General features: G+C 65.6%; 22 protein-coding genes and 1 pseudogene. 11 read left to right on the top strand and 12 right to left on the bottom strand.

Going from position 1 to position 21,981, the window contains the following annotated elements:
* Nucleotides 1-168: 168 nt before the first annotated feature.
* Nucleotides 169-306 (top strand): annotated as a pseudogene (locus QZ613_RS06955) (addiction module protein); the annotation flags it as partial.
* 210 nt (nt 307-516) lie between these two features.
* On the opposite strand, the gene QZ613_RS06950 reads toward QZ613_RS06955, so the two are convergent.
* The 3 genes from QZ613_RS06950 to QZ613_RS06940 form a co-directional block, all read right to left on the bottom strand.
* Nucleotides 517-894: a DUF86 domain-containing protein gene (locus QZ613_RS06950; protein WP_291865043.1), complete on the bottom strand. Its 378-nt coding sequence runs from the start codon at nt 892-894 to the stop codon at nt 517-519.
* Complete coding sequence (locus QZ613_RS06945; RefSeq protein WP_043564955.1) at nt 891-1,139, bottom strand: nucleotidyltransferase family protein; 249 nt, start codon at nt 1,137-1,139, stop codon at nt 891-893. The genes QZ613_RS06950 and QZ613_RS06945 overlap by 4 nt, the downstream gene beginning before the upstream one ends.
* A gap of 162 nt (nt 1,140-1,301) precedes the next feature.
* Nucleotides 1,302-3,431, bottom strand: coding sequence for a site-specific recombinase (locus QZ613_RS06940; protein WP_291865046.1), 2,130 nt, complete (start codon nt 3,429-3,431; stop codon nt 1,302-1,304).
* Between the two features lie 29 nt (nt 3,432-3,460).
* Here QZ613_RS06940 and yaaA point away from each other — a divergent pair, with 29 nt between their 5' ends.
* On the top strand, nt 3,461-4,231 hold the full coding sequence (yaaA, locus tag QZ613_RS06935) for a peroxide stress protein YaaA (protein WP_043564954.1): 771 nt from the start codon (nt 3,461-3,463) through the stop codon (nt 4,229-4,231).
* 45 nt (nt 4,232-4,276) lie between these two features.
* On the opposite strand, the gene QZ613_RS06930 is transcribed toward yaaA, so the two are convergent.
* Genes QZ613_RS06930 through QZ613_RS06915 form a run of 4 tightly spaced genes read right to left on the bottom strand, consistent with a single transcriptional unit; the run spans nt 4,277 to nt 8,211 of the window.
* The gene (locus QZ613_RS06930) at nt 4,277-4,795 is read right to left on the bottom strand and encodes a putative toxin-antitoxin system toxin component, PIN family (RefSeq protein WP_291865049.1); all 519 of its coding nucleotides are present in this window, start codon (nt 4,793-4,795) and stop codon (nt 4,277-4,279) included.
* A 4-nt stretch (nt 4,796-4,799) separates the two neighbouring features.
* A complete protein-coding gene (locus QZ613_RS06925; protein ID WP_291865052.1) occupies nt 4,800-5,966 on the bottom strand; it encodes an NAD(P)/FAD-dependent oxidoreductase in 1,167 nt (388 codons plus the stop codon).
* Nucleotides 5,967-6,020: 54 nt separating this feature from the next.
* Nucleotides 6,021-7,541 carry a sensor histidine kinase gene (locus QZ613_RS06920; protein WP_291865057.1) on the bottom strand — a complete coding sequence of 507 codons (1,521 nt, stop codon included), beginning with the start codon at nt 7,539-7,541 and terminating at the stop codon, nt 6,021-6,023.
* A complete protein-coding gene (locus tag QZ613_RS06915) occupies nt 7,528-8,211 on the bottom strand; it encodes a response regulator transcription factor (RefSeq protein ID WP_043564951.1) in 684 nt (227 codons plus the stop codon). The genes QZ613_RS06920 and QZ613_RS06915 overlap by 14 nt, the downstream gene beginning before the upstream one ends.
* A 364-nt stretch (nt 8,212-8,575) precedes the next feature.
* Here QZ613_RS06915 and QZ613_RS06910 point away from each other — a divergent pair, with 364 nt between their 5' ends.
* The 5 genes from QZ613_RS06910 to QZ613_RS06890 all read left to right on the top strand — a co-directional run bounded on the left by QZ613_RS06910 (nt 8,576) and on the right by QZ613_RS06890 (nt 12,535).
* A complete protein-coding gene (locus tag QZ613_RS06910) occupies nt 8,576-8,890 on the top strand; it encodes a DUF485 domain-containing protein (protein WP_043564950.1) in 315 nt (104 codons plus the stop codon).
* A complete protein-coding gene (locus QZ613_RS06905) occupies nt 8,890-10,578 on the top strand; it encodes a cation acetate symporter (protein WP_043565003.1) in 1,689 nt (562 codons plus the stop codon). Before QZ613_RS06910 ends, QZ613_RS06905 begins: the two co-directional genes overlap by 1 nt.
* Nucleotides 10,579-10,921: 343 nt before the next feature.
* Nucleotides 10,922-11,500, top strand: coding sequence for a DUF1415 domain-containing protein (locus QZ613_RS06900; protein ID WP_043565002.1), 579 nt, complete (start codon nt 10,922-10,924; stop codon nt 11,498-11,500).
* A 7-nt stretch (nt 11,501-11,507) separates the two neighbouring features.
* Nucleotides 11,508-11,918, top strand: a complete 411-nt coding sequence (gene arfB / locus QZ613_RS06895; RefSeq protein WP_043564949.1) for an alternative ribosome rescue aminoacyl-tRNA hydrolase ArfB — start codon at nt 11,508-11,510, stop codon at nt 11,916-11,918.
* A 77-nt stretch (nt 11,919-11,995) separates the two neighbouring features.
* Complete coding sequence (locus QZ613_RS06890) at nt 11,996-12,535, top strand: DUF924 family protein (RefSeq protein ID WP_043564948.1); 540 nt, start codon at nt 11,996-11,998, stop codon at nt 12,533-12,535.
* Nucleotides 12,536-12,610: 75 nt separating this feature from the next.
* On the opposite strand, the gene QZ613_RS06885 is transcribed toward QZ613_RS06890, so the two are convergent.
* Complete coding sequence (locus QZ613_RS06885) at nt 12,611-12,847, bottom strand: thioredoxin family protein (RefSeq protein ID WP_043564947.1); 237 nt, start codon at nt 12,845-12,847, stop codon at nt 12,611-12,613.
* A gap of 125 nt (nt 12,848-12,972) precedes the next feature.
* Here QZ613_RS06885 and QZ613_RS06880 point away from each other — a divergent pair, with 125 nt between their 5' ends.
* From QZ613_RS06880 to QZ613_RS06865, 4 genes are read left to right on the top strand one after another with little or no spacing between them, the layout of a single operon-like run.
* Nucleotides 12,973-13,305, top strand: coding sequence for a helix-turn-helix domain-containing protein (locus QZ613_RS06880; protein ID WP_043564946.1), 333 nt, complete (start codon nt 12,973-12,975; stop codon nt 13,303-13,305).
* A gap of 41 nt (nt 13,306-13,346) precedes the next feature.
* The gene (locus tag QZ613_RS06875) at nt 13,347-13,760 is read left to right on the top strand and encodes a secondary thiamine-phosphate synthase enzyme YjbQ (RefSeq protein ID WP_043564945.1); all 414 of its coding nucleotides are present in this window, start codon (nt 13,347-13,349) and stop codon (nt 13,758-13,760) included.
* Nucleotides 13,761-13,818: 58 nt separating this feature from the next.
* Complete coding sequence (locus QZ613_RS06870; protein WP_043564944.1) at nt 13,819-14,697, top strand: NAD(P)-dependent oxidoreductase; 879 nt, start codon at nt 13,819-13,821, stop codon at nt 14,695-14,697.
* Complete coding sequence (locus QZ613_RS06865; protein ID WP_291865068.1) at nt 14,697-15,575, top strand: NAD(P)-binding domain-containing protein; 879 nt, start codon at nt 14,697-14,699, stop codon at nt 15,573-15,575. The genes QZ613_RS06870 and QZ613_RS06865 overlap by 1 nt, the downstream gene beginning before the upstream one ends.
* Before the next feature lie 68 nt (nt 15,576-15,643).
* Here the strand turns inward: QZ613_RS06865 and QZ613_RS06860 are convergent, their stop codons facing one another.
* The 4 genes from QZ613_RS06860 to QZ613_RS06845 form a co-directional block, all read right to left on the bottom strand.
* On the bottom strand, nt 15,644-15,862 hold the full coding sequence (locus tag QZ613_RS06860) for a hypothetical protein (protein ID WP_291865071.1): 219 nt from the start codon (nt 15,860-15,862) through the stop codon (nt 15,644-15,646).
* 302 nt (nt 15,863-16,164) lie between these two features.
* Nucleotides 16,165-19,083 carry an Hsp70 family protein gene (locus tag QZ613_RS06855; RefSeq protein ID WP_291865074.1) on the bottom strand — a complete coding sequence of 973 codons (2,919 nt, stop codon included), beginning with the start codon at nt 19,081-19,083 and terminating at the stop codon, nt 16,165-16,167.
* Nucleotides 19,084-19,088: 5 nt separating this feature from the next.
* Nucleotides 19,089-20,954: an Hsp70 family protein gene (locus QZ613_RS06850; protein WP_043564940.1), complete on the bottom strand. Its 1,866-nt coding sequence runs from the start codon at nt 20,952-20,954 to the stop codon at nt 19,089-19,091.
* Nucleotides 20,951-21,514, bottom strand: coding sequence for a DUF2760 domain-containing protein (locus tag QZ613_RS06845; RefSeq protein ID WP_043564939.1), 564 nt, complete (start codon nt 21,512-21,514; stop codon nt 20,951-20,953). The genes QZ613_RS06850 and QZ613_RS06845 overlap by 4 nt, the downstream gene beginning before the upstream one ends.
* Nucleotides 21,515-21,981 lie beyond the last annotated feature (467 nt).

The following is a 21,981-nucleotide window of genomic DNA, read 5'->3' as shown; positions in this document are numbered from 1 at the left end:
GCAACGCAAAAAGCCAAACCTCTGGATTGCCGCGTCGGCTGCGCCTCCTCGCAATGACGGTGTGTGGGCGGTGGTTGCCCGGTTCTTTGCGACCGGGGCAGCGGCGCGAGAACCGGTGGAATTTCAGCGGCGACAAGGGTTTCTCGCGTGCACTTGTCGCCAGAAGAAATGGCCAACGAAACGCGGGCAAGCTTGGCTGATTGCGTCGTGGAAAGCCTGGATGCCGCCGAGATAAGCCCACTCTGGTTACGTGAGGCGCGCCGCCGCTTCGATGACGTTCGTGCTGGTGACATAAATTCGCTTGCTGCCGACGAAGTGCTTTCCAGGGTGAGCAATGCCAGCGCTCGACGGGAGTCGAGTATCACCGGGACGCGCTGGCGGAGTTGCGTGAGGGCGCTGTCTATTACGAGAGCAGGCAGCGCGGACTCGGTGGACGCTTCATCGGCGCCGTCCAGTCTTCAGTCGCGCACATCGCTGTCACTCCGGCCGCGGGCCCCCTTGCTCGCCCATTGTCGTTTATTTCTTGGCCGCAGATTCCTCGCTCAGGACTCCAAGCAACTGGCTTCGAAGTTCAAGCAAGGGGCCCTGCACCGTATCCCAAACCAACTCCAGATTGATGTCGAAGTAGCCGTGTGCCAGACGATTTCTCATGCCGCGCATGGCTCGCCACGGAACCTCCGGGTGTCGGTTTGCCCATTCCGGGTATTCCTTGGCAATCTGAGCGGCCGCCTCGCCAATAATCAGAATGTTCAGGACGACCGCTTGCTGGGTTTTCTTGTCTGCGAAGAAGGCGTCACGGCTCATGCCTTTAACGTAACTGCGGACCAGGCGAATCGCCTCGAGCATGTGCTCAACGTAGTCCAGCTGCCGCAGCTTGGTGTCATTGGCATTCACAGTGGCCGTGCTTCCCGCAATACCTGTTGGCGAAACCGGGTTGGCAGATCGCCTGGCGTCAGTACGTCTACCCGGATGCCAAGGAGTTCTTCAAGGTCAATCTGGATACTCCCGAGATCGAGCAGGGTCGCCCCCGGTAGGGCATCAACCAGCAGGTCCAGGTCACTCTTTTCGCTATCCTCGCCACGCAGAACCGAGCCGAAAACGCGCGGTCTTGCGGCGCGGTGAGCGGCGACGATCTGCATGATTTGTTGCCGGTTCTGTCGGAGTAGCTCTGATGGGATCAATGCTCAGCCTCTTCAGGTGTTCGTGCGAAATCTACCATAAGCGGTTTGGCAACAGGCGTGAGCGCTATTTCACCACCGCCCCAACGCTCTGGGCGTGTGGCTAACCCAGCCCCTGGCACATCACTTGCTGTTGTCGGACGCGCCCCGTTCGTCAGCCGGGACCGCATCGTCTTCAGCGTTGCGCCGCGGCGGCAGGAAAAAGTCCGCCGGCTTGCGGCGCAGGTGAGTGAACACCGATCGTGCCAGGAGTTTCCACTGCGGGTCGGAAACCTGGCGCGAGCGCAGCGCGATGTTGAGCGCGAGCGTGAAACTGACTGCCAGGTTGATGAAGCCGATGGCGGCGACGCCGATCAGCGCGGCGACGAAGAGGAGCAGGTGTTCGCCGAAATCCAGCCCGACAAAGGCGATGCCGACGAAGGCCGAGGAGAAGGCGACGTGGCGGATGTCGATCGGCAGGCCGAGGAGGAGGCCGAAGAGCGTGGTGCCGCCGAGCAGGACGCCGAAGAGGAAGTTGCCGGCGAGGGCGCCGAGGTTTTCTCCGACGTAGGTGGCGAAACGGCGCCGGCGCGATTCGCCGACCAGGCGTTTCGGCCAGGCGAGTTGCAGGATGCGCTCGGGGACGTGGTTGTAGGCGGCGTAGTTGTCGTAGTAGCCGCTGATCAGGCCGGAGATGAACAGGCAGACGCCGGCAATCGCCGCGTAGAAGAGGGCACCGCCGTGGAGCGGGCTTTGCGCCTTCAGGAGATAGAGCGATTCCTCGCGACCGGCGAAGGGCGTGCCGCTGAGCGTAAGAAAGGTCCAGGCGAGCAGCGCCGAGAGCGGGATGGCGATGAAGACGTTGCCGAGAATGGCGATGACCTGAGTGCGCAGGGCGCGCGCGATGAGGTCGGTCATCGCTTCGACGTTGCGCAACCGGCCGCCGGCCTCCTCGATGCCGGCGGCGATGGCGTTGGCGGTCATCGCCGGTTGTTTGGTGGCGACGGTGCCGTGTAGGAGGTGGATCAGGCAGAAGCCCAGTCCGTAGTTGAGGCAGAAAAGAATCGCCCCGGTCAGCGGCGGCATGTGCGTTTCGACGAGGGCCAGTTTCAGGCAGGCCATGAGCGCAATGACCGCACCGCCAATCGCCGCCGAGCGCGCCATCGACCAGTATTCCGGCGCCGTCTCGGTGATGTAGTGTTCGCCACGCTGGCTGGCGTTGTCGGTCACCCGCAGGGCGATCAGTTCGGTGTTCTGGCGCAGGTGGCGGGCGAGGTTGTCGCGCAGGCACTCGTCGCAGATGATCTGCATGGCCAGGGTGACGATCGGCGGATAGGCGGCGACGCCGCTGCGGTCGCTCTGCAGGCCGGCGAGAATGTCGAGGAGCTGCTCGCTGCGGCGCAGCAGCTGCCGCAGGCGCCGCAGGTGATAGGTGAGGCGGATGCTGGTGCCGTCGCGGGCCGCCTTCCTGCGCACACGTTCGATCACTTCCAGGCACTGGCTGAAGAGGACGCGCGACTGGCGGTCGTCGGTGTCGCCGTCGACCGGCTTGCCCCAGTGCTCGGGGAAGGCATCGATGTAGGCCGCCATCTCGACGTTCTGGGCGACGAAAGGCGATTCGTAGGTTTCGAGCGACGGTTCCAGGCGCAGCAGTTCGGGCTCCATGCCGCCGGCGGCGATCCAGTACGAGAGGACGCGCAGCGAGCGCAGGATTTCGCCGACCGCGGCCGGCATTTGCCCGCTGGCCGGAACCTCATCGAAGCGCATGGCGGCGATCAGCTGCAGCCAGGCATCTTCTCCGACGCCGTTGACCCAGTAGCGGTCGCTCGCCTGGTGAAACATGCGCCGCAGGACCGTGCGCAAAAGCCCGCGGTCGAGCACTTCGGGCAGCAGCTTGTGGCCGATGCGGCGCAGCGCTTCGCTGACGAAGCCGGTGTTGGGCAGGATGCCGGTGACCGTATACAGCTCGCCATGACGGTGGGTCTGGGCGAGTTCGGTCAGCGTGTCGCGCAAACGCGCGCGCAGCTCGGGTTGCGCGTGCAGGATCCCGCTGAGGGTTTCCATGCGCCCCTTGGCGAAGGCGATGTCGTGCGCGTCGGCGGGTCGAATCTCGTCGATCAACTGGGTCAGCAGTTGCGTCGAATTGGCGTCCGGACTGCGCAGTTGGCTGAGGATCTCTTCCATTGCTTTGGCATTCAGGCAGGTGAAGTGCTGCGCAGAGTCGTGCCCGCTGACGACGTCGATTACAATGGCGGAATAGTAGCAAACATTCATCTCGAGACTTCTGCCGCCGGAGCCAGCCGATGATCATCGTTCTCTCGCCCGCCAAGACCTTCGATTACCAGACGCCATCGACGCTTGCCGCTTACTCGCAAGCGCAATTTCTCGAGCAGTCACAGCTGCTCATCGAGCGCCTGCGTGAGCTGTCTCCATCGGCGCTTGCCAGTCTGATGAAGATCAGTGACAAGCTCGCTGCCCTGAACGCGACCCGCTATGCCGAGTGGTCGCAGCCTTTCACTCTGGACAACGCCAGGCAGGCCATACTGGCCTTCAACGGCGACGTTTACGCGGGCGTCGACGCCGAGACGCTGTCCGCGGACGACCTGCAGTTTGCGCAGCAGCGCGTGCGCATTCTCTCCGGACTCTATGGCCTGCTGCGGCCGCTCGACCTGATCCAGGCCTATCGGCTGGAGATGGGGACGCGGCTGGCCAACCCGGCCGGCAAGGACCTCTACGCTTTCTGGGACGAGCGCATCACCGAAGCGCTCAACGTCGCCCTGGCCGACGCCAACGCGTCGGTGCTGGTCAACCTGGCGTCGGAGGAATACTTCAAGGCAATCAAACCGAAAAAGCTGTCGCTGCCGGTCGTGCGGCCGGTGTTCGAGGATTGGGGCGGTGGCAAGTTCCGCGTCGTCAGCTTCTTCGCCAAGCGCGCGCGTGGCCTGATGGCGCGTTTTGCGATCATCAACCGGCTTCCCGGGCCGGCTGCGTTGAAGGATTTCACCGTCGGTGGCTATGCCTACGCCGAAGAGGCGTCCAGCGAGAGCGTCTGGGTTTTCCGGCGCGGCCAGTAGGCGCCGTCGCGCAAGCCCAACGGCGCGAGGCGGGGTTCCGGGTCGTCACACTGACCGGCTCGGCGAGCGCGTCTTCGCCGACGCCGGTGTTTCCCCGGGTGTCGCGCCTGCCCGTTGCAAGGCGGTGCCCGCCGCCAGCAATGCCGCTGCCGGCGCGGCGCCAACAATCGCACACGGTGGCGCTGGGTGACGGCGCCCGGCCAGTCTGAGCAACTCGCGGTCGCGGGTAATCAGCAGGTCGGCCCGGCAGCGGAGCGCGAGGATCAGGAATTTCTGATCGTCAGCGTCGCGACAGCGCGGCAGCCGATACGCGTCACCATCCTCATCCCCGGCCGGCTCGCAGAAGCTCACGAAGCCGCGGTAGCGCTCGATCAGCGCCTCCTGCGCCGCACCATCGAGCGAAAACTGCGCGTAGGCCGCAACACGTTCCAGTTCGTCCAGGCACTGCCGGTCGCTGAAGCAGTGCAGCGAGCCGTTGTCGATGGCGGCGCGCAGTAGCAGCGCCTCGGGATCGGCGAAGTGCAGCAGGTCGATGATTACATTCGTGTCGAGGACCGCGCGCATGGCGTCAGCCGTGTGCGCGGAATTGCCGCTCGCGGGTCCCGTCGGCGGCATCGGCGGCACGCTCGGCGATCGCCAGACACGCCGTCAAACCGGGCGATTCGATGCCGAACAGGTTGACCAGCCCGGCAATGCCGTGTTGCGCCGGACCCTGGATGAGGAAGTCGGCCGCCGGTGCGCCGGGTCCGACGATCTTGGGCCGGATTCCGGCGTAGGCCGGCGTCAATGCCGCGTCCGGCAAGGCCGGCCAGTAGCGGCGGATCTCGGCGTAGAAGGCGTCGGCGCGCGCCGGGTCGACGCGATAGTCGGGTTCGTCGATCGGCTGGGCAGGGGTCGGGTCCGGCAACCACTCGACGTCCGGGCCGAAGCGCGCCTGGCCACCGAGATCGAGCGTCAGGTGCACTCCCAGGCCGCCGGCTTCGGGGAGCGGGTAAACCAGTCGCGAGAACGGCGTGCGACCCGTCAAGGCGTAGTAACTGCCCTTGGCGTGGAAGTTGGCCGGGATCAGCGTCCTCGGGAAGCCGGCCAGCGACGCCGCCACCTGCGGCGCCCACAGGCCGGCGGCGTTGATCACCCGCCTGGCCTTGAAGCGCAGGCCGTCAGCACCGCCGCTTTCGAGCACGATGCCCGGCGTGTTCGCGTCCAGCGATCCGCGCAGCAAGGGGCTGTGCAGGGCCAGCGCCGCGCCGGCAGTCTCGGCGTCGCCGAGCAGGGCGAGCATCAGGCCGTGGCTGTCGACGATGCCGGTGGAAGGCGAGAGGAGAGCTGCCGTACAGGCCAGCCCGGGTTCGAGCGCGCGCGCCTCGGCGGCGCTCAGGCGCTGCAGATCGTCGACGCCGTTGGCTTCGCCCTGCTTCTGCAGGGCTGCCAGCCTGCTCTCCTGCGCCGGCGAAGTGGCGACGACCAGCTTGCCACAGCGTTGGTGGCTGATCGCGTGTGTGGCGCAGAAGGCGTAGAGCTGTTGTCGACCGGCCACGCAGAGTCTTGCCTTCAGCGAATCCGTCGGGTAGTAGAGCCCGGCGTGGATGACCTCGCTGTTGCGCGCGCTGGTCTCAGTGCCGAAGGCGCCGTGCCGTTCGAGAATCACCGTTTCGAATCCGCGCCGCGCCAACTCGCGCGCGCAGGCCAGGCCGACGACGCCGGCACCGATGACCACCGCTTCGATGCTTTCCATTGCTCACTCTCCCGCTACTGAGCGGGCATTGTAAGCGCTGGCTGTCGCTGCTGCTCAGGCAGAGCGGCTGGCGAGCGAAGCGGTCGCCGGCTTGGCTGGCAAGCGCACCTGGACGCAGGTGCCTTCGCCGTCGGCCGCGCCGACGATGGCGATCGAACCGCGGTGACCGCCAACCGTTTCCCGCGCAATCGCCAAACCCAGGCCACTGCCGGTCGCCGGCGCGTCGGGCAAGCGATGAAAACGCTCGAATACGCGTTCGCGCTCGTGCTCGGGAATACCGGGGCCGTTGTCGCTGACGTCAATCTCGACGACGTCAGCGACGCGTTCGCAGCGCAGGGTGACCTGTCCGCCGGCGGGCGTGTATTTGAGTGCGTTGTCGACCAGGTTGGCGATCAGTTCCCGGAGCAGCGTCGGATCGCCGGCCATCGTCGAAAGATCGCGCTGCATGCCGAAATCGATCTTCTTCTCGGCGGCGATGCGCAGCCAGTCGTCGAGCATCTCGTCGATCAGCTTGGCCAGATCGACCGACGACGCATTCGCCATCAGATGCTGACCGCCCTCGGCTCGGGCCAGCGCCAGCAACTGATTGGCCAGGCGAGTGACGCGCTTGACCGACTGGCGCAAATTCTCCGCCACCGTCTGGTCAGTCTGCTGGCTGCGGAGCAATTCGACCTGGACTTGCAGACCGGCGAGGGGCGTGCGCAATTGATGCGCAGCATTCTGCAGAAATTCCCGTTGCGCGGTGTGCGCATCCTGCAAGCGCGTCAGGAGGGCGTTCAGCGCACGCACCAACGCGTGGATTTCGACTGGCACCTGGTTCAGATCGACCGGGGCGAGATCCTCGCCGGAACGGTCGGCAAGCTCCGATTGCAGGTGATCCAGCGATGCCAGGCCGGAGGTGATTCCGTAGCGTACGACGGCAGCGATGGCGGCGAGTACCAGAAAAACGGCCAGACCGAAGCCGAGCAACAGGTCGCGAATGGCCGCACGGCGCTTGCCCAGTGTTTCGGCGACCGTGACGTAGATGCCTTGCCCGTCGACGATCGGGTGGAAACGCACCCCGCGTATCGTCTGATCACGGAAGTGGGCGTCAAAGAACGAAATTCTCGGCCCACTGGCGGTGGCTTCATCGCTCGCCGGGGTCTCCCGCGACGGTGCCGGCGAGTCGCTCCCGGGAATCTCGGGCGGCGGCAGATCGGCGTCGCCGGCGATGATTCGGCCGAAGTCGTCGCGTACCCGGAAATAGATGTTGTCCACCGTGTCGGTGCGCAGGAGGGCGTCTGCCTCAGGCGACAGGGTGATGGTGATTTCACCGTTTTCCACCCGGGCACGGTTGGCGATGCCGTTTGCCAGGTTCGACAGACTCTGGTCGTAGGCACTGCTGACCACTTTTTCGGCCGCTCGATAGCCGAACACGCCACCCGTCAGCAGGGCGGCGGCGATCGGCAGTACCAGCGCTCGCAGCAGGCTGCGCCGGAGACTGGTCCCCGCCCGCCTTGTCGTCGCGCGGACCTCGCTGCCCGGTGCGCCCGAATGGCTTCCGCCTCCTGCCTTGCTGGCGTTAGCGGTTGGCATCGGGCCGCGTCTTGATGGCTACGCCCGCGGTGATTTCCAGACGGTAGCCGAAGCCGCGCACGGTGCGGATGTTCAGGCCGGCTGGTTCCAGTCGGCGGCGCAGGCGGTGGACGTAGACTTCCAGGGCGTTGACGCTGCCATCGCCTTGCAGCCGTTCCTTCGGCACCGTGTGCCCGTCAGCCGCGGCGAGAGTGCTGAGCAGATCCCATTCGCGGCTGGAAACGATCAGGGGCTGCTCGGCCAGCGAGGCGTGTCGCCCCTGTATGTCCATCGACAGCGGGCCAAATTCGATTCGCCGGGCAACGCTGTTGGCACCACGACGCGTGGTCGCGCGCATGCGCGCGGTCAGTTCGGCCAGCTCGAAGGGCTTCGACAGGTAGTCGTCCGCGCCGAGGTCCAGCCCGTAGATTCGATCGTCTAGGGCATCACGTGCGGTGATCATGATCACCGGCAGCGATTGGCGACGCTCCCGGATGCGGCGCACGATTTCGTAGCCGCTCAGTCCTGGCAGGCCGACATCGACGAGAACGAAGTCGAACTTCCTCTCCTGCAACAAGCGATCCGCTGCCATGCCATTGGATTCGACGACAACGCTGTCGCCTTGCCCGGCAAGAAATGTGGCGACGCCATCAGAGAGCTCCGGATCATCTTCTATCAACAGGACAAGCATCAAGGACCTCGATCGGCAGGCGGGCAAAGGACAGGGGTAAGGGGGCGCGGCTCGCCCTGGAAACAGGCCTCGGGCAGCGTGCTGGCCAGCCGCGCGTCAGCGATTGTACCCGGCGAATGCAGTGCGCAGCAGGTGGCCTTGACGTGCACCAGCAGCATCCCGCGCCAGTCGGCCGGGCGCCAGCGATCAGAACATCCTTGCCCCTTGTAAGCGCCTGTTAAGCCTTCGCTCAGGGTCATGTAAGTCACTGTTAATAAACAGAAAAAATAAAACTTTGTAAGCCCGGCGTAAGTTCGCAAGCCTACCTTCAGCGCGGCAGTCAGCGTGAACGATTCGACGAACCCTTCCCTTCCGCGGAGGCAACATGAAAGACGACGACGTGGTGGCGCGTATTACCGCCAACCCCAAGTACAAGAAACTGGTGAGCATGCGCTCGACCTACAGCATCGTCATGACCGTCCTGATCATGGCTATCTACTATGGATACATCCTGCTGATTGCCTTCGACAAGGAGTTTCTGGCCAGGAAACTGGCCGATGGCATGGTCACTTCGATCGGTATTCCGATGGGGGTCGGGGTCATCCTGCTCACCATCATCATCACCAATATCTACGTCCGCCGTGCCAACTCGGAGTTCGACGACCTGACCGCCGAGATCATCCACGAGGCCCATCAATGATGATTGCCAAGACCATACGCAACAGCCCGGTGATCCTGCTCGGCCTGCTGATCGCCGGCGTGGCCGTGGCTGCTGGCGGCGACCTCGGGACCACGGTAAAGCAGGAAACCAACTGGGTTGCGATCGCCATGTTTGGCGCCTTTGTGATCATGACCCTGTTCATCACCAAGTGGGCAGCAAGCAAGACCAAGACGGCGGCTGACTTCTATACCGCCGGCGGCGGAATTACCGGCTTCCAGAACGGTCTCGCGATTGCCGGCGACTACATGTCTGCGGCGTCCTTCCTGGGAATCTCCGGTCTCGTATTCGCCAACGGTTTTGACGGCCTGATCTTCTCGATCGGCTGGCTGGTCGGCTGGCCGGTGATTACCTTCCTGATGGCCGAACGCCTGCGCAACCTCGGCAAGTTCACCTTCGCCGACGTCGCCGCCTACCGGTTCTCGCAAACGCCGATCCGCATCTTCGCGGCGTCCGGCTCGCTGGTCGTCGTCTGCTTCTACATGATCGCGCAGATGGTCGGTGCGGGTCAGCTGATCAAGGTCCTCTTTGGTCTCGAGTACCATTACGCAGTGGTCATCGTCGGCGTACTGATGATGTGCTATGTGCTGTTTGGCGGCATGACGGCAACCACCTGGGTGCAGATCATCAAGGCGATCATGTTGCTCTGTGGCGCAAGCTTCATGGCCCTGGCCGTGCTCTGGCAGTTCAATTTCAATCCCGAGGCGCTCTTTGCCAAGGCGGTTGAAATCCACTCCAAGCACGACGCCATCATGGGGCCCGGTGCGCTGATCAAGGATCCGATCTCGGCCATTTCGGTCGGCATGACGCTGATGTTCGGTACCGCCGGCCTGCCGCATATCCTGATGCGCTTCTTCACCGTTCCGAGCGCCAAGGAAGCACGCAAGTCAGTGGGTTGGGCGACTACCTGGATCGGCTACTTCTACATCCTCACCTTCATCATCGGCTTTGGCGCGGTCGTCCTTCTCACCCAGGATCCCGGCGCGTACTACGTCGATGGCGATCTGGCCAAGGGTTTGAAGGGCGGCGGCAACATGGCCGCCATCCACCTGGCCAACGCCGTCGGTGGCAACGTCTTCCTCGGCTTCATCTCGGCGGTCGCTTTTGCCACCATCCTGGCAGTGGTTGCCGGTCTCACGCTGTCCGGCGCGTCGGCGGTGTCGCACGATCTGTACGCGACGGTGTTCTGCAAGGGCAAGGCCGATTCGGCTGCGGAACTGCGCGTGTCGAAGATCACCACCGTCTGCCTGGGCATCATCGCCGTGATTCTCGGTATCGCCTTCGAGAAGCAGAACGTCGCCTACATGGTGATGCTCGCTTTTGCCATCGCCTGCTCGGCCAACTTCCCGGTGCTCTTCATGTCGGTACTATGGAAGGACTGCACGACCAAGGGGGCCGTGGCGGGTGGTTTCGTCGGCCTGATCTCGTCGGTTGGCCTGACCATCGTTTCGGCTTCGGTGTGGGAGGCCGTCATGGGCAATCCGAAGGGCTCGGCGCTGTTCCCGTACTCGTCGCCGGGCCTGTTCTCGATGTCGGCTGCTTTCCTGACCATCTACCTGGTTTCCAAGATGGATACCGGCAAGCAAGCACAGCTCGAACGCTCGCTTTACCCGGCGCAGAAGGTGCGCTCGGAAACCGGCATCGGTGCCGCAGGTGCATCTGGTCACTGAGCATCGCTCAGGCACCCGTTGAACGGCAAGACGGCCCGCGCTGCGCGGGCCGTTTCCGTTCTGCGCCCGGCAGAGATCGCATTTCCGGTGCGCCAAGTTGGCGAAGCCGCCGGGCGCCGGCGCGGAAACATCGTCCTGGTGAAGGGTCGGGCGCAGTGTTGCAGCGTGTCGCCACGCATTCGTTGCCGATCGACATTTTGCCCGTTGTGCGCTGAATCGCTACACTGGCGGGGTGCTGCAGCCTGACGACGAAAGTGGACCGATGTCGGCCTACCACGCCTTGCCAAGCCGACCGACGCGACGACGCGATCGCCACGACGCAATGACGAGAGAACGCCTGCCCATGCTTCCCCCCACCAACGCCAGCCACGAGCAAGCCATTGCCACGACGCGTCGCTGGCTGGAACAGGCGGTGATCGGCCTCAACCTCTGTCCCTTTGCCAAGGGCGTGCACAGCAAGGGGCAGGTGCGCTACGTGGTCAGCGATGCGACGGATGACGAGAGCCTGCTCGCCGATCTGGAACGCGAACTGCACGCGCTGCGGGTGGTGGCGCCGGAAGAAATCGACACGACGCTGCTCATCCACCCCTGGGTCCTCAACGACTTCGACGACTTCGTCGCCTTTCTCGATCTGGTCAATGTCGTGCTGCGAATGCAGCAGCTCGAAGGCGTTCTGCAGGTGGCCAGTTTCCATCCGCAGTACGCCTTCGCCGATACCGACGCCGACGACATCACCAACTGCACCAACCGCGCACCGTTCCCGACGCTGCACCTGCTGCGCGAGGCCAGCCTTGACCGCGCCGTGGCCGCCTTTCCCGACGCCGCCCTGATCTACGAGCGCAACCTGCAGACGCTACGCCAACTCGGCAGCGCAGGCTGGCAGGCGCTGGGCGTTGGCGCGCCGCCGGGCGAAGGCAAGTAGGGCACAGATGTCGGCGCCACGCATCGAATTGCGCGAGAGCGAAGTCGAGTTCATCGCTATCCGCGCGCAGGGCGCCGGTGGCCAAAACGTCAACAAGGTAGCGAACGCCATCCACCTGCGCTTCGACATCGGCGCCTCGTCGCTGCCCGACGAAATCAAGGAGCGCCTGCGGCAGCTGCGCGACCAGCGGATCAGCGCCGACGGCGTGGTGATCATCAAGGCGCAAGCGCATCGCAGCCTGGACCGCAACCGCCTCGACGCGCTCACCCGCCTGCGCGAACTGATCGCCCGGGCGGCGTTCACGCCGACGCCGCGGCGCCCGACCCGGCCGACGCGCGGCTCGCAGGTCAGGCGCGTCGACAGCAAAGTGAAGCGTGGCGCGGTCAAGCTGCTGCGTGGGCGGGTCGACGAGCACTGACCGATGATCGAAAGAAGCAGGGCCGACGAGGATGCGGCGATGTGTATGGCGTGCCATTCAGCAGTGCGTGCCGACGCATGACTCCGGCCGACGTTCTTGCCTTCTGGTTCAATGAGGCGACTCCGGCGCAATGGTGGTCGAAGGCCGCCGCTTTCGACCGCCTGATCGAGACCCGCTTCGGCACGCTGCACGCCGCCGCCAGCCGTTGTGAGCTGTACGCCTGGCGCAGCCGCGCCGACGGCCGGCTGGCCGAGATCATCGTCCTCGACCAGTTCGCGCGCAACATTTTCCGCGATCGCCCGCAATCCTTCGCCACCGACGCGCTGGCGCTGGTTCTTGCCCAGGAAGCGGTCGCCGCCGGCGCCGACAGCAGCCTCGATCCGGCGCGTCGCGCCTTCCTCTATATGCCCTACATGCACAGCGAGTCGCCGCTGATCCACGCGCAGGCGGTCAAGCTCTTCGCTGCGCCAGGGATGGAGAACAACCTCGCCTTCGAACTTCGCCACCAGGCGATCATCGACCGCTTCGGCCGCTACCCGCATCGCAATGCGATCCTCGGGCGGCAGTCGACCGCGGACGAGGTCGAGTTCCTGCAGACGCCGGGGTCGGCGTTCTAGAGCCGGCCGTATCGAGTGCACTTCGTGGCCTACCGTCTTTCTCATGCGGATCGACCAAGCCAGGGTATCGAAGGCCTATTTCAGCGCCTCGAGGCCGGCACCAAAATTGATATGGAACACGGCGCCATCGAGTACCAGCGCCGGTACCGACTGGACACCGGCGGCTTCGGCTTCCTGGACCCGCGACTTCTTCTCGCCGAGGTGGACGACCTCGACGTTGTAGCGTGAGGGATCAAGCGCGTTGGCCAGGTTTTGTTCGGCGGCTACACACACCGGGCAACCGGCGTGATAAAAGGTGGCGGTGGTTTTCATGATCGTTTCCTCCTCGGTGGATGGGGTCGTGCGAGAAGCACACGATCATTGTAGGTACGGTGTCTGTGCTCCAAAAGCAGGCACTTTTCGGTTCCCCGGTAACCTTCTGGTGTAAATCGTTGGCCATGAACGAAATAAATAATTCGTCTCGATCGACGCCCTCGGCCTACCGCCACCTTGAAGAGGTGGTGGGCTGCAAATGGTCGGTTTCCGTCCTGATTGCCATTGCCGACGGCATTGCACGCCCTGGCGAGCTGGAACGTCATGTGGCAGGAATTTCCAAGAAGATTCTGGCGGAGCGCTTGCGCAAGCTGACCCTGTATCGTCTGCTGGACAAGCATGTCTATGCCGAGGTGCCGCCGCGGACGACGTATTCGCTGACGGCGAATGGCCAGAAACTGATCGAGATCATCAGTCAGATCAAGAGGCTGGACAGTCAGATCGGTACACCGCAGTAAGGCGCGTCCACCCGTCGGGTACGGCGAGCGAGGAGGGAAAGGTGGCTTATCAACAGAGCTTTGACGTCAGTAGCCGCGGCCGTGGAACGATCGAGATCACGGCCGAGGTGGCGCGCATCGTCCGCGCCTCGGGGGTGTCGATCGGCCTGGCCAACGTCTTCGTCCAGCACACCAGTTGCTCGGTGGTCGTGACCGAGAACGCCGATCCGTCGGTGCGCCGCGATCTGGAAACGCTGGCTGCGCGCTGGGCGCCCGATGGCGACGCAGCCTATCATCACGACAGCGAGGGCGACGACGACATGGCCGCACACGGGCGCAACATTCTGGCCGGTTGCTCGCTGAGCGTCCCGGTCGCCGGTGGCGCGATGCTGCTCGGCACCTGGCAGGGGATTTACCTCTGGGAACACCGCACGATCGCGCACCGCCGCCGGGTGCTGGTCACCGTCGTCGGCTGATGACTGTATTTGCTACACTCAGCGGCTTGATCGTTTCGTGACTGGAAGAGGAAGAACAATGAAAATCGGATTCATCGGTCTGGGCATCATGGGGCGCCCGATGGCGCTGAACCTGCTGCGCGCCGGGCACGAACTGACCGTCTGGGCGCGCCGCGCCGAGTCAATGCAGCCCTTGCTCGAAGCCGGGGCGAGCGGCGCCGACAGTCCTGCCGGCGTCGCCGGCGCGGTCGATCTGGCCATATCGATCGTCGCCGATGCCCCCGACGTCGAGCAGGTGATGCTCGGCGAGGACGGCGTGGCCAGCGCCGGCCGGGCAGGGCTGGTGGCGGTCGACATGAGCACCATCCGGCCGGCGGCGGCGCGCGACATCGGTGCGCGGCTGCGCGAACAGGGCGTCGACTTCCTCGATGCGCCGGTTTCGGGTGGCGAAGTCGGCGCCATTGCCGGCAGCCTGTCGATCATGGTCGGCGGCAGCGTTGCCGCCTTCGTTACGGCGCGACCGGCTTTCGAGTGCATGGGCAGGAATATCGTCCATGTCGGCGATTCGGGCGCCGGCCAGGTGGCCAAGGCCGCCAACCAGATCGTCACCGGCGCCGGCGTGCTGACCGTTGCCGAGGCGCTCAACTTCGCCGCCCGCAGCGGTGTCGACCCGGCCAAGGTGCGCGAGGCGCTGCTCGGCGGCTTCGCCTATTCGAAGATTCTCGAGAATCATGGCCAGCGCATGCTCGACCGCAACTTCAAGCCGGGCTTCAAGTCGTGGATGCACCAGAAGGACATGAACATCGTCATGCAGAGCGCACACGAACTGGGCATGTGCCTGCCGGTGGCTGCGGTGACGGCGCAGATGTACAACGCGATGGTCGGGTCGGGACTGGGCGAGGAGGATTCGATCGCCATTCTCAAGCTGCTCGAGCGCCTGTCGGGCGGCGAAGACTGATGCACATCGGTTTCGTCGGCCTTGGCGTGATGGGCCGGCCAATGGCGCTGAACCTGCTGCGCGGCGGGCACCAGCTGGCGCTCTGGGCGCGCCGGCCGGAAACGCTGGCGCCGCTGCTGGCCGCCGGTGCCGTCGGCTGCGCAACGCCGGCCGCCGTCGGGCAACGCAGCGAAGTGGTGTTTACGATGCTCACGGCGGGTGCCGACGTCGAGCGCGTGACACTGGGGCTCGATGGCCTGGTCGACGGGCTCGCCGCGGCGTCGCTGCTGGTCGACATGAGTACCATTGCGCCGGAGATGGCGCGCTCGCTTGCCCGGCGCCTGGACGCGCGCGGCATCGACATGCTCGACGCGCCGGTTTCCGGCGGTAGCCAGGCCGCCGCCGCGGCAAGCCTGGCGATCATGGTCGGTGGTCAGGCCGCGGTATTCGATCGCGCACGTCCGCTGCTGGCGCTTCTCGGCAAGACGATCGTCCATGTTGGCGACAACGGTGCCGGGCAGGTCGCCAAGGCGTGCAATCAGATGATCATGGTCGGGGCGATTCAGGCGGTCGCCGAGGCCTTGCACTTCAGTGCCACGGCCGGCGCCGATCCGGTCAAGGTGCGGCAGGCACTGGCGGGTGGCTCGGCCGCCAGCCGTGTACTTGAAATCATGGGGGGCCGGATGGTCGATCGGGATTTCACCGCCGGTGTCGAGGCGCGCCTGCATCACAAGGATTACGGCATCCTGATGGCTGAGGCGCATCGTCTCGGCGTCCCCCTGCCGCTGGCTGCACAGGTCTGGCAGCAACTCAACGCACTGATGGCCATGGGCGGGGGGGCTTCCGATACCTCCTCTCTGCTGCGCGTTCTGGAAGCGACCCGGGGCGCTGCCCGATGAGAAACCACGCCGTCGTCGGGCAAGATACCGCTGGCGCCGGGGTTGGAACGAAGCTGGGCGCGGCGACGCTAATCGATGGAGATGATCAGTTTGTCCCAGCCTGATCCGTCGTCGTCGCCGTCGGTTTTCTTGCGCTGCCCGAGTGCCGCCAGACGCGCTTCCATTTCGACGATCGACTGGTCGGAGAACTGGAGCCTGCGACGGTCGCTACCGCAGCGGCGTTCAGGCGAACCGGATGGCCGCTGCACTTGTTTCTGGCGTCGGTCAGGTCCTCTTTGCGTGCGCATTGCTCACTCCTTGAAAGTCGCCACATCATTGCCGTAGTGCCAGGGTACTCGGAAGGCGGGTCGCCGGCCGTTCAGCAAACCAGAAAGAAGTATCTCCCCCTGCGCAACCGCGATGGCGGCGCGTCACCGCCGATTGCCACTACTGCTCATGCAGCTTATCCAGCGGCATTATCCGGAAAACGGCTGTTGCCTGCCAATCCAGTAAGCTTATGCCCGAGAAACTTCGCTTATTGGCATTATATCAGCCTGTTGTCGATGAGCCACGAATGCCGGCCATCTGTTGCCTGCGCGACCGGCGCCAATCAGCTCCCGGCGGTCGCCGCGGCGGGCGTCTGCGGCGTCCGGCAGCCGTCGTTTACCAGGCGCAATCCGGCCGGCAGCGACTCGCCGAAAGCGCGGCGTTCGTCAGCCTTATCGAGTTCCACGACGGTCCTGAGCTGTTCGATCCAGTGGCTGCTGGCGCCGATCGCAGTCAACCGCGCAACGACCTCTTCGCGCACCTCAGCGGGCAGGTCGCGCGATCGATCGCCGGTCAGGCGGGCGAGTTGGGTAGCCGCAAAGGCCGCCGGTTCGAGCTTTTTCCAGTCCACGGCGAGCAGGCCTTCGAGCCAGCGGCAGGCGTCGGCGGCGGCGACCACCTGGTGGGTGCTGCCGTAAAACGGTTGGCGCGCACCGATGCGGCCGAGTGCCCACCAGCCCAGTGGCTTTTCCGAGGCCCGGGAAAGCCTCTCGAGCAGCCAGTCGCCGACCTCGATCTTGCGTTCGACGGGCAGCCGTTCGAGCGAGGCGACCAGGCGCAGCATGTCGTCGTGGCTGCCGCTGATCGGTGCCGGCGGGCGGTTGCGCGCTTTGCCGGCCTCGCTTTGCAACGGCGGGACGAGTTCGGCGAGCAGAAGCTCCTGCGTCTCTGCCGGCAAGCCACCGGCAGCGCGTCGCCAGAGCGTCCACCACTCGGACCAGTTCTGGCTCTCATTCACGTATTGAATACCCTGCGACAAGAGGGTACTCAGCTGCTCGATCCGCCAGTCGTCGATGGCGTCGCCAAAGCCCGGCCGCAGGCAGTAGCCGGCTAGGTTGAGCCACAGACGCTCGTGTTCCGGCGAGCGCCGCCGCCGGCGGGCGCGTTGCAGCAGGGCGTCGAAGAGGGCGCGCAGCAGCGGCATTTCCCAGTCGTCGCGTTTGCCGAGCAGGTGTTCGAGGTGGCCGCGCAGGCGGCGGACTTCCTTGCTGTCGACCGCCTGCGAGCGGCCGCCGAAGATGTTCTCGATCGATTTCACCGCGTCTGCGAAGCGCGGCGGCAGGACTTCCGACGACGCCGTCGTCGCTTCCCCGTCGCCACGCAACTGAAATTCGAGCAGCCAGCGGCGGGCCGGGTTGTCGATGCTGACGCAGTGCAGTTCCAGGCTTCCGACCTCGGTGATGCCGGTGATCAGCTCGACGCGTACTTCGCGCTGGCTGCTGCCGGCCTGCGGCTGGACAACGGTGGCGATTGGCGGCAGGCGGACGAAATCTTCATTGTCGAGGGACGCGATCTGGCCCGGCTGATAGGCCGTGTCGGCGACCGACGAGGCGAGGTAGAAGCGCACCGGCTGGCCCAGCCGCAGGCTGAAGGTCCGTTCCGGGAGGCGGATTTCGTGCCCTTCCTCGCTGCCGCGCGGCAGGATGCAGATGCCCTGTCGCTGCCTGCTGCCATCTTCGAGGACCAGGAAGTAGCTGCGTGCCGAGCCGCCACCGATGCGCTGTCCGTGTCCCTGGCGGACCAGGGCGTAGGCGACGGCGCCACGGGCGACAGCGACGTCGGGGTTTTCGTTGTGCAGCAGGCGCAGCGGCGCTCCGCGCCAGTCGGCGAGCGTCGCCTGCAGACGTTCGCTAAGCGCCTCTGCACGAAACACGCCGCCATTGAAGAGCACGCTATCGGGCACCGGCAGGCGCTGCTCTCCGGGCAGCGGCTGTTCGTTGCCGGCTGGCTGCGCCGCGGGCGGTTCGAGCCGCTCGCCCTGCTCGCCGAGTGCCCGGCGTGCAGCCTCCCTGTGCCGGCGGAGAAAGGCGGCGACATGGCGGGTGATCCCCGCGTCGGCCGGGTAGGGCAGGCCGAATTCGACCAGCCCGGAACGCCGCTGCAGTACCGGCTGGTCCGCGGCGACGCGTGGCATGAAGCCGTCGACGATCATGTTCAGCACTTCGTCGCGGTGCAATTCGATGCTGCGTGCGCCGCCGATCAGCCTGGCGCCTCCGCCGAGCAGCGTCAGCAAGACCGATTCGGGTGCGCCGGGGGCCAGCAGTTGCTCCTTGGCCGCCCGGCAACGCGCGGTGAGCTGCGAAAAACGTGCTGCCGAGAGCTTCGTGCCGCCGCTCTCCGGCAGACGTGATTCGACCAGGTGCGCCAACGCCAGATCCATGTTGTCGCCACCGAGCATCAGGTGGTCGCCGACACCGATGCGCGTCAGTTCCGGCTCGCCGTCCTTGAACGTCACCTGGATCAGCGTCAGGTCGGTGGTGCCGCCGCCGATGTCGCAGACCATCAGCAGCCGCGTTCCGGCGAGTTCCGCGTCGAGCGTCTGCCGATGGCGGAAAAGCCAGTCGTAGAACGCTGCCTGCGGTTCCTCGAGCAGGCGCAGCTTGGGCAGTCCGGCCTGGCGCGCGGCTTCCAGCGTCAGCGCCCGCGCGCCTTCGTCGAATGACGCGGGAACCGTCAGGATGACCTGCTGCTGTTCCAGTGGCGCCTGCGCAAAGCGATGCCCCCAGGCGGCGCGGACATGTGCCAGATAGCTGGCGCTGGCGGCGACCGGCGAGACCCTGGCGACGCCTTCTTCGGCACCCCAGGGCAGGATGGCCGCCATGCGGTCGACCGAGGCATGCGACAGCCAGCTCTTGGCGCTGGTCACCAGGCGACCGGGAACCTGCGCGCCGAGTTCAAGCGCGAAGCGTCCGGTGAGGGCGAGCTCAGCGCCGGCGCCGGCATTTTCAGTATCTTCGCCCTGGCCGCCAACGCTGCCGCTCCTCTCGGCGGCAGGCCACGGCAGTTGCAGGTCGCCCGGGCTGAGTTCACCGGCCGCCGGATGGAAGCGCACCGAAGGGAGCAGCGGCCGGGCGGCAACCTCGCCGGCGCCGACCAGTTGCTCGATCTCGAAGAGCTGGACCTGCTGCTCTCCGGGCGCGGCGTAGGCGACGACGGTATTGCTCGTGCCAAGGTCGATGCCGACGATGTATTGCTGCTTCACGGCCTTCAGCCTGCTGCGTTCACTGCACTGCCGCCGGCGTCGCGCGCATCGAACTCGACTTTCCAGCGCTGCGGACCATCGTGTGGCAGCGCTTCGAGTTCGAGTGTGCCGGCCTCGGTGACCCGCGCGTGCAGTTTGACGCGCACCACTTCGCCGTTGGCGTGACCTTCGGCGGGCAAGGTGGTCTGAATTTCGGCGAGTTCCTGCAATTCATCGGGATCCCAGTCGTCGAGCAGGGTGCCGACCTGGTCCTGGCGGCGAACCGACGAGCCGAAGAAGCGGAAGCGTACCGCTTCGCCGACGACCAGCCCGAACTCCTGCTCGGGAAGCGCGGCGTCGCTGCCTTCTTCCATGCCGAACGGCGCCAGGCACAGCGCCTGCACCGGCGGCTGCATGCCGGGTACGGCCGGCATCACCGATTCGATCGCCACATAGTACGAACGCGCCGTACCTCCACGGATGCGCACACCCTGGCCGCGACGAACGTAGCCGTAATAGGCGCCGCCACGGGCAACCGCCAGATCGAGGTCGGCGCCTTCCAGCGGGCGGGCTGGTGGCGCGCCCTCGGCGGCGAGCCAGGAGTTGATCGTCGCCAGCGTGCGCTCGGCGAGCAGTTCCGACTTGAAGACGCCGCCGTTGAACAGCACCGCCGTCGGATGGAGGAAAGTGGCGCCTTCCGGCAGGGCGCTGGTGAAGCCTTCGAGGTCGGCCGTCGCGGCGACCTGGCGCGCGAGGAAAGCGGCGAGGTGACGGGTGATCGCCGCATCGTGCGCGTAGGGCAGGCCGAGCTGGGTCAGACCGGCGCGACCGCGTACCTGCGGACGGTCGCCGATTTCGGCGTCCGGGAAAAAGCCTTCGAGCAGGGTGGCGGTGAGTTCGGCGCGCGTCAGTTCGCTGCGCAGCGAGCCTCCGATCAACTTGGCGCCGCGGCTGGCGATGACCAACGGCACTTCGCCGAGCGACGCGTCGTTGAGCAGCGCTTCCTTGGCCGCGCGGCAGGCATGGGTCAGCGCGCGCAGTTGCCAGGCGTCGGTCTTGATCCCCTGCGCGCCGAGCTTGCTGGCCACGGTGAAGGCCAGCGCCAGGTCCATGTTGTCGCCACCGAGCAGGATGTGCTCGCCGACCGCGACCCGGTGCAGTTCGAGAACGCCGTCGCGTTCGAGCACCGCGATCAGCGAGAAGTCGCTGGTCCCGCCACCGACGTCGGCGACGAGAATGATCTCGCCCGGCTGTACCTGCTTGCGCCAGTTTCCGCCACTTTTCTGAATCCAGCTGTACAGCGCCGCCTGTGGCTCCTCGAGCAGGATCATGTGTTCGCAGCCTGCCGTCCTGGCCGCTTCGGCACTCAGCTCGCGTGCCGCCGGATCGAAGGAAGCGGGGATGGTGACGACGATTTCCTGGTCGACGAAGGGCGCCTCGGGATGGGCCTGATCCCAGGCCGCGCGCATATGCGTGAGGTAGCGCAGAGAGGCTTCGAGCGGCGACAGGCGTGCCACTTCCGGCGGTGCGTCGTGCGGCAGGATGTCCGCGCGGCGGTCGACGCCGGCATGGCAGAGCCAGCTCTTGGCGCTCGACACCAGCCGGATCGGCGTTGCCGCACCGCGGCTGCGCGCCATTTCACCGACCGCGTAGTCCAGCTCGGCGGTCCACGGCAGACTCAGGTCGCCGGGCGCCAGTTCGCTGGCATGGGGCAGGTAGATGAACGACGGCAGCAACCCGGGCGACTGGACCGAACCGGGCGCCGTCAATTGCGGGATCGGCAATATTTCCTGCGCCACCTGCTCGCCGTCGCTGTTGGCGATGTCGACGTACGACAACGCACAATGGGTGGTACCGAGATCGATACCGATGGAGAATTTTGCTTCGCTCATAGTTCAACCTCCGCCGGAGCGACGATGTGCAGATCGTGGCTGCCGGCCAGTTTGGGCAGGCGTGTTTCGATGACCCGCCAGCCGCGGTGGGTGATATGGCCGTTGAAGGGCGGCTCACCGACGACGTTGCCGGTGATGCGAATCGCCGCGGCGTCGAAGCCTTCCGGCAGGGTGATCGCGCTGCCTTCTTCTTCGTCGCGTACCGGGTCGATGCTGAAATTGTCGCTGAGCACCTTGCGGCAGCCTTCGTGGACCAGGCGCGCAGCCGCACCGACGTCGGCGTCGGGATAGGCGGCGACGTCCTCCTGAATGAAATCGATGAACCGGGCCTCGCGCTGCAAGAGACCGAGAAGCTGCAGGGCGCCGTCGGGGGGCGCTTCCTTGAGCAGCGGGGCCGCAGGCTTCGCTGCGGCTACCGTGTCGTCGGCCGTCGTGCCGGGTCGCCCGGCGCGCCGCAGCGCCTGGACGCCGCCGGCAAAGTCGCTATTGCCAATGATCTTGAAAAAGCTGGCGATGGCAATGCCGATTCGGCTGAAAAAGTGTGGATTGTCTGGCTTCATGGAGGGGTCCTGGTATTTGCCGCCGCGGCGGCCCGGTGACAGGCTTCAACACTCGGCTGCGGCAGCGCCAGAACTGGCAGCTGCTTCGCGCCGGGTGTCGGGAAAATTGAAAGAGGGGCAAAGCACTGCGGGGCATTTCTTCTGGCTTGCGCATGGTAGCCATGGCCGCAGGGATACGCAACGCCGGGCGGGGGGTGGCTACGCGTGCGGCGCCGGTCAGCGGCCTTCAGGCACCTTTGCTGCGCTGCAATATAAACGATTTTGGCGAATCCGGGTAGAGGGGTGGCGTGGGCAGGGTGGCGGAGGTCGCGGCGCTCGCCGAGGGTCGCCGCGGCAGCTGCGCGATTCGCCTGGCTGATGTGGCGCACCCGTGGTCAGAGAATGGAACTGGATTTCCGCGTCGGCGACGCCTCCTCGCAACGACGGTGGTCGGGGAACGGTTGCCCGGACTTGGCGACGCCGGGAGC

Origin of the sequence: Candidatus Accumulibacter sp. ACC005, from assembly GCF_907163215.1 — a bacterium.
Classification (GTDB): domain Bacteria; phylum Pseudomonadota; class Gammaproteobacteria; order Burkholderiales; family Rhodocyclaceae; genus Accumulibacter; species Accumulibacter regalis.
The sequence above is the reverse complement of the archived record's forward strand: the minus strand, read 5'-3'. Positions and strand labels throughout refer to the sequence as shown.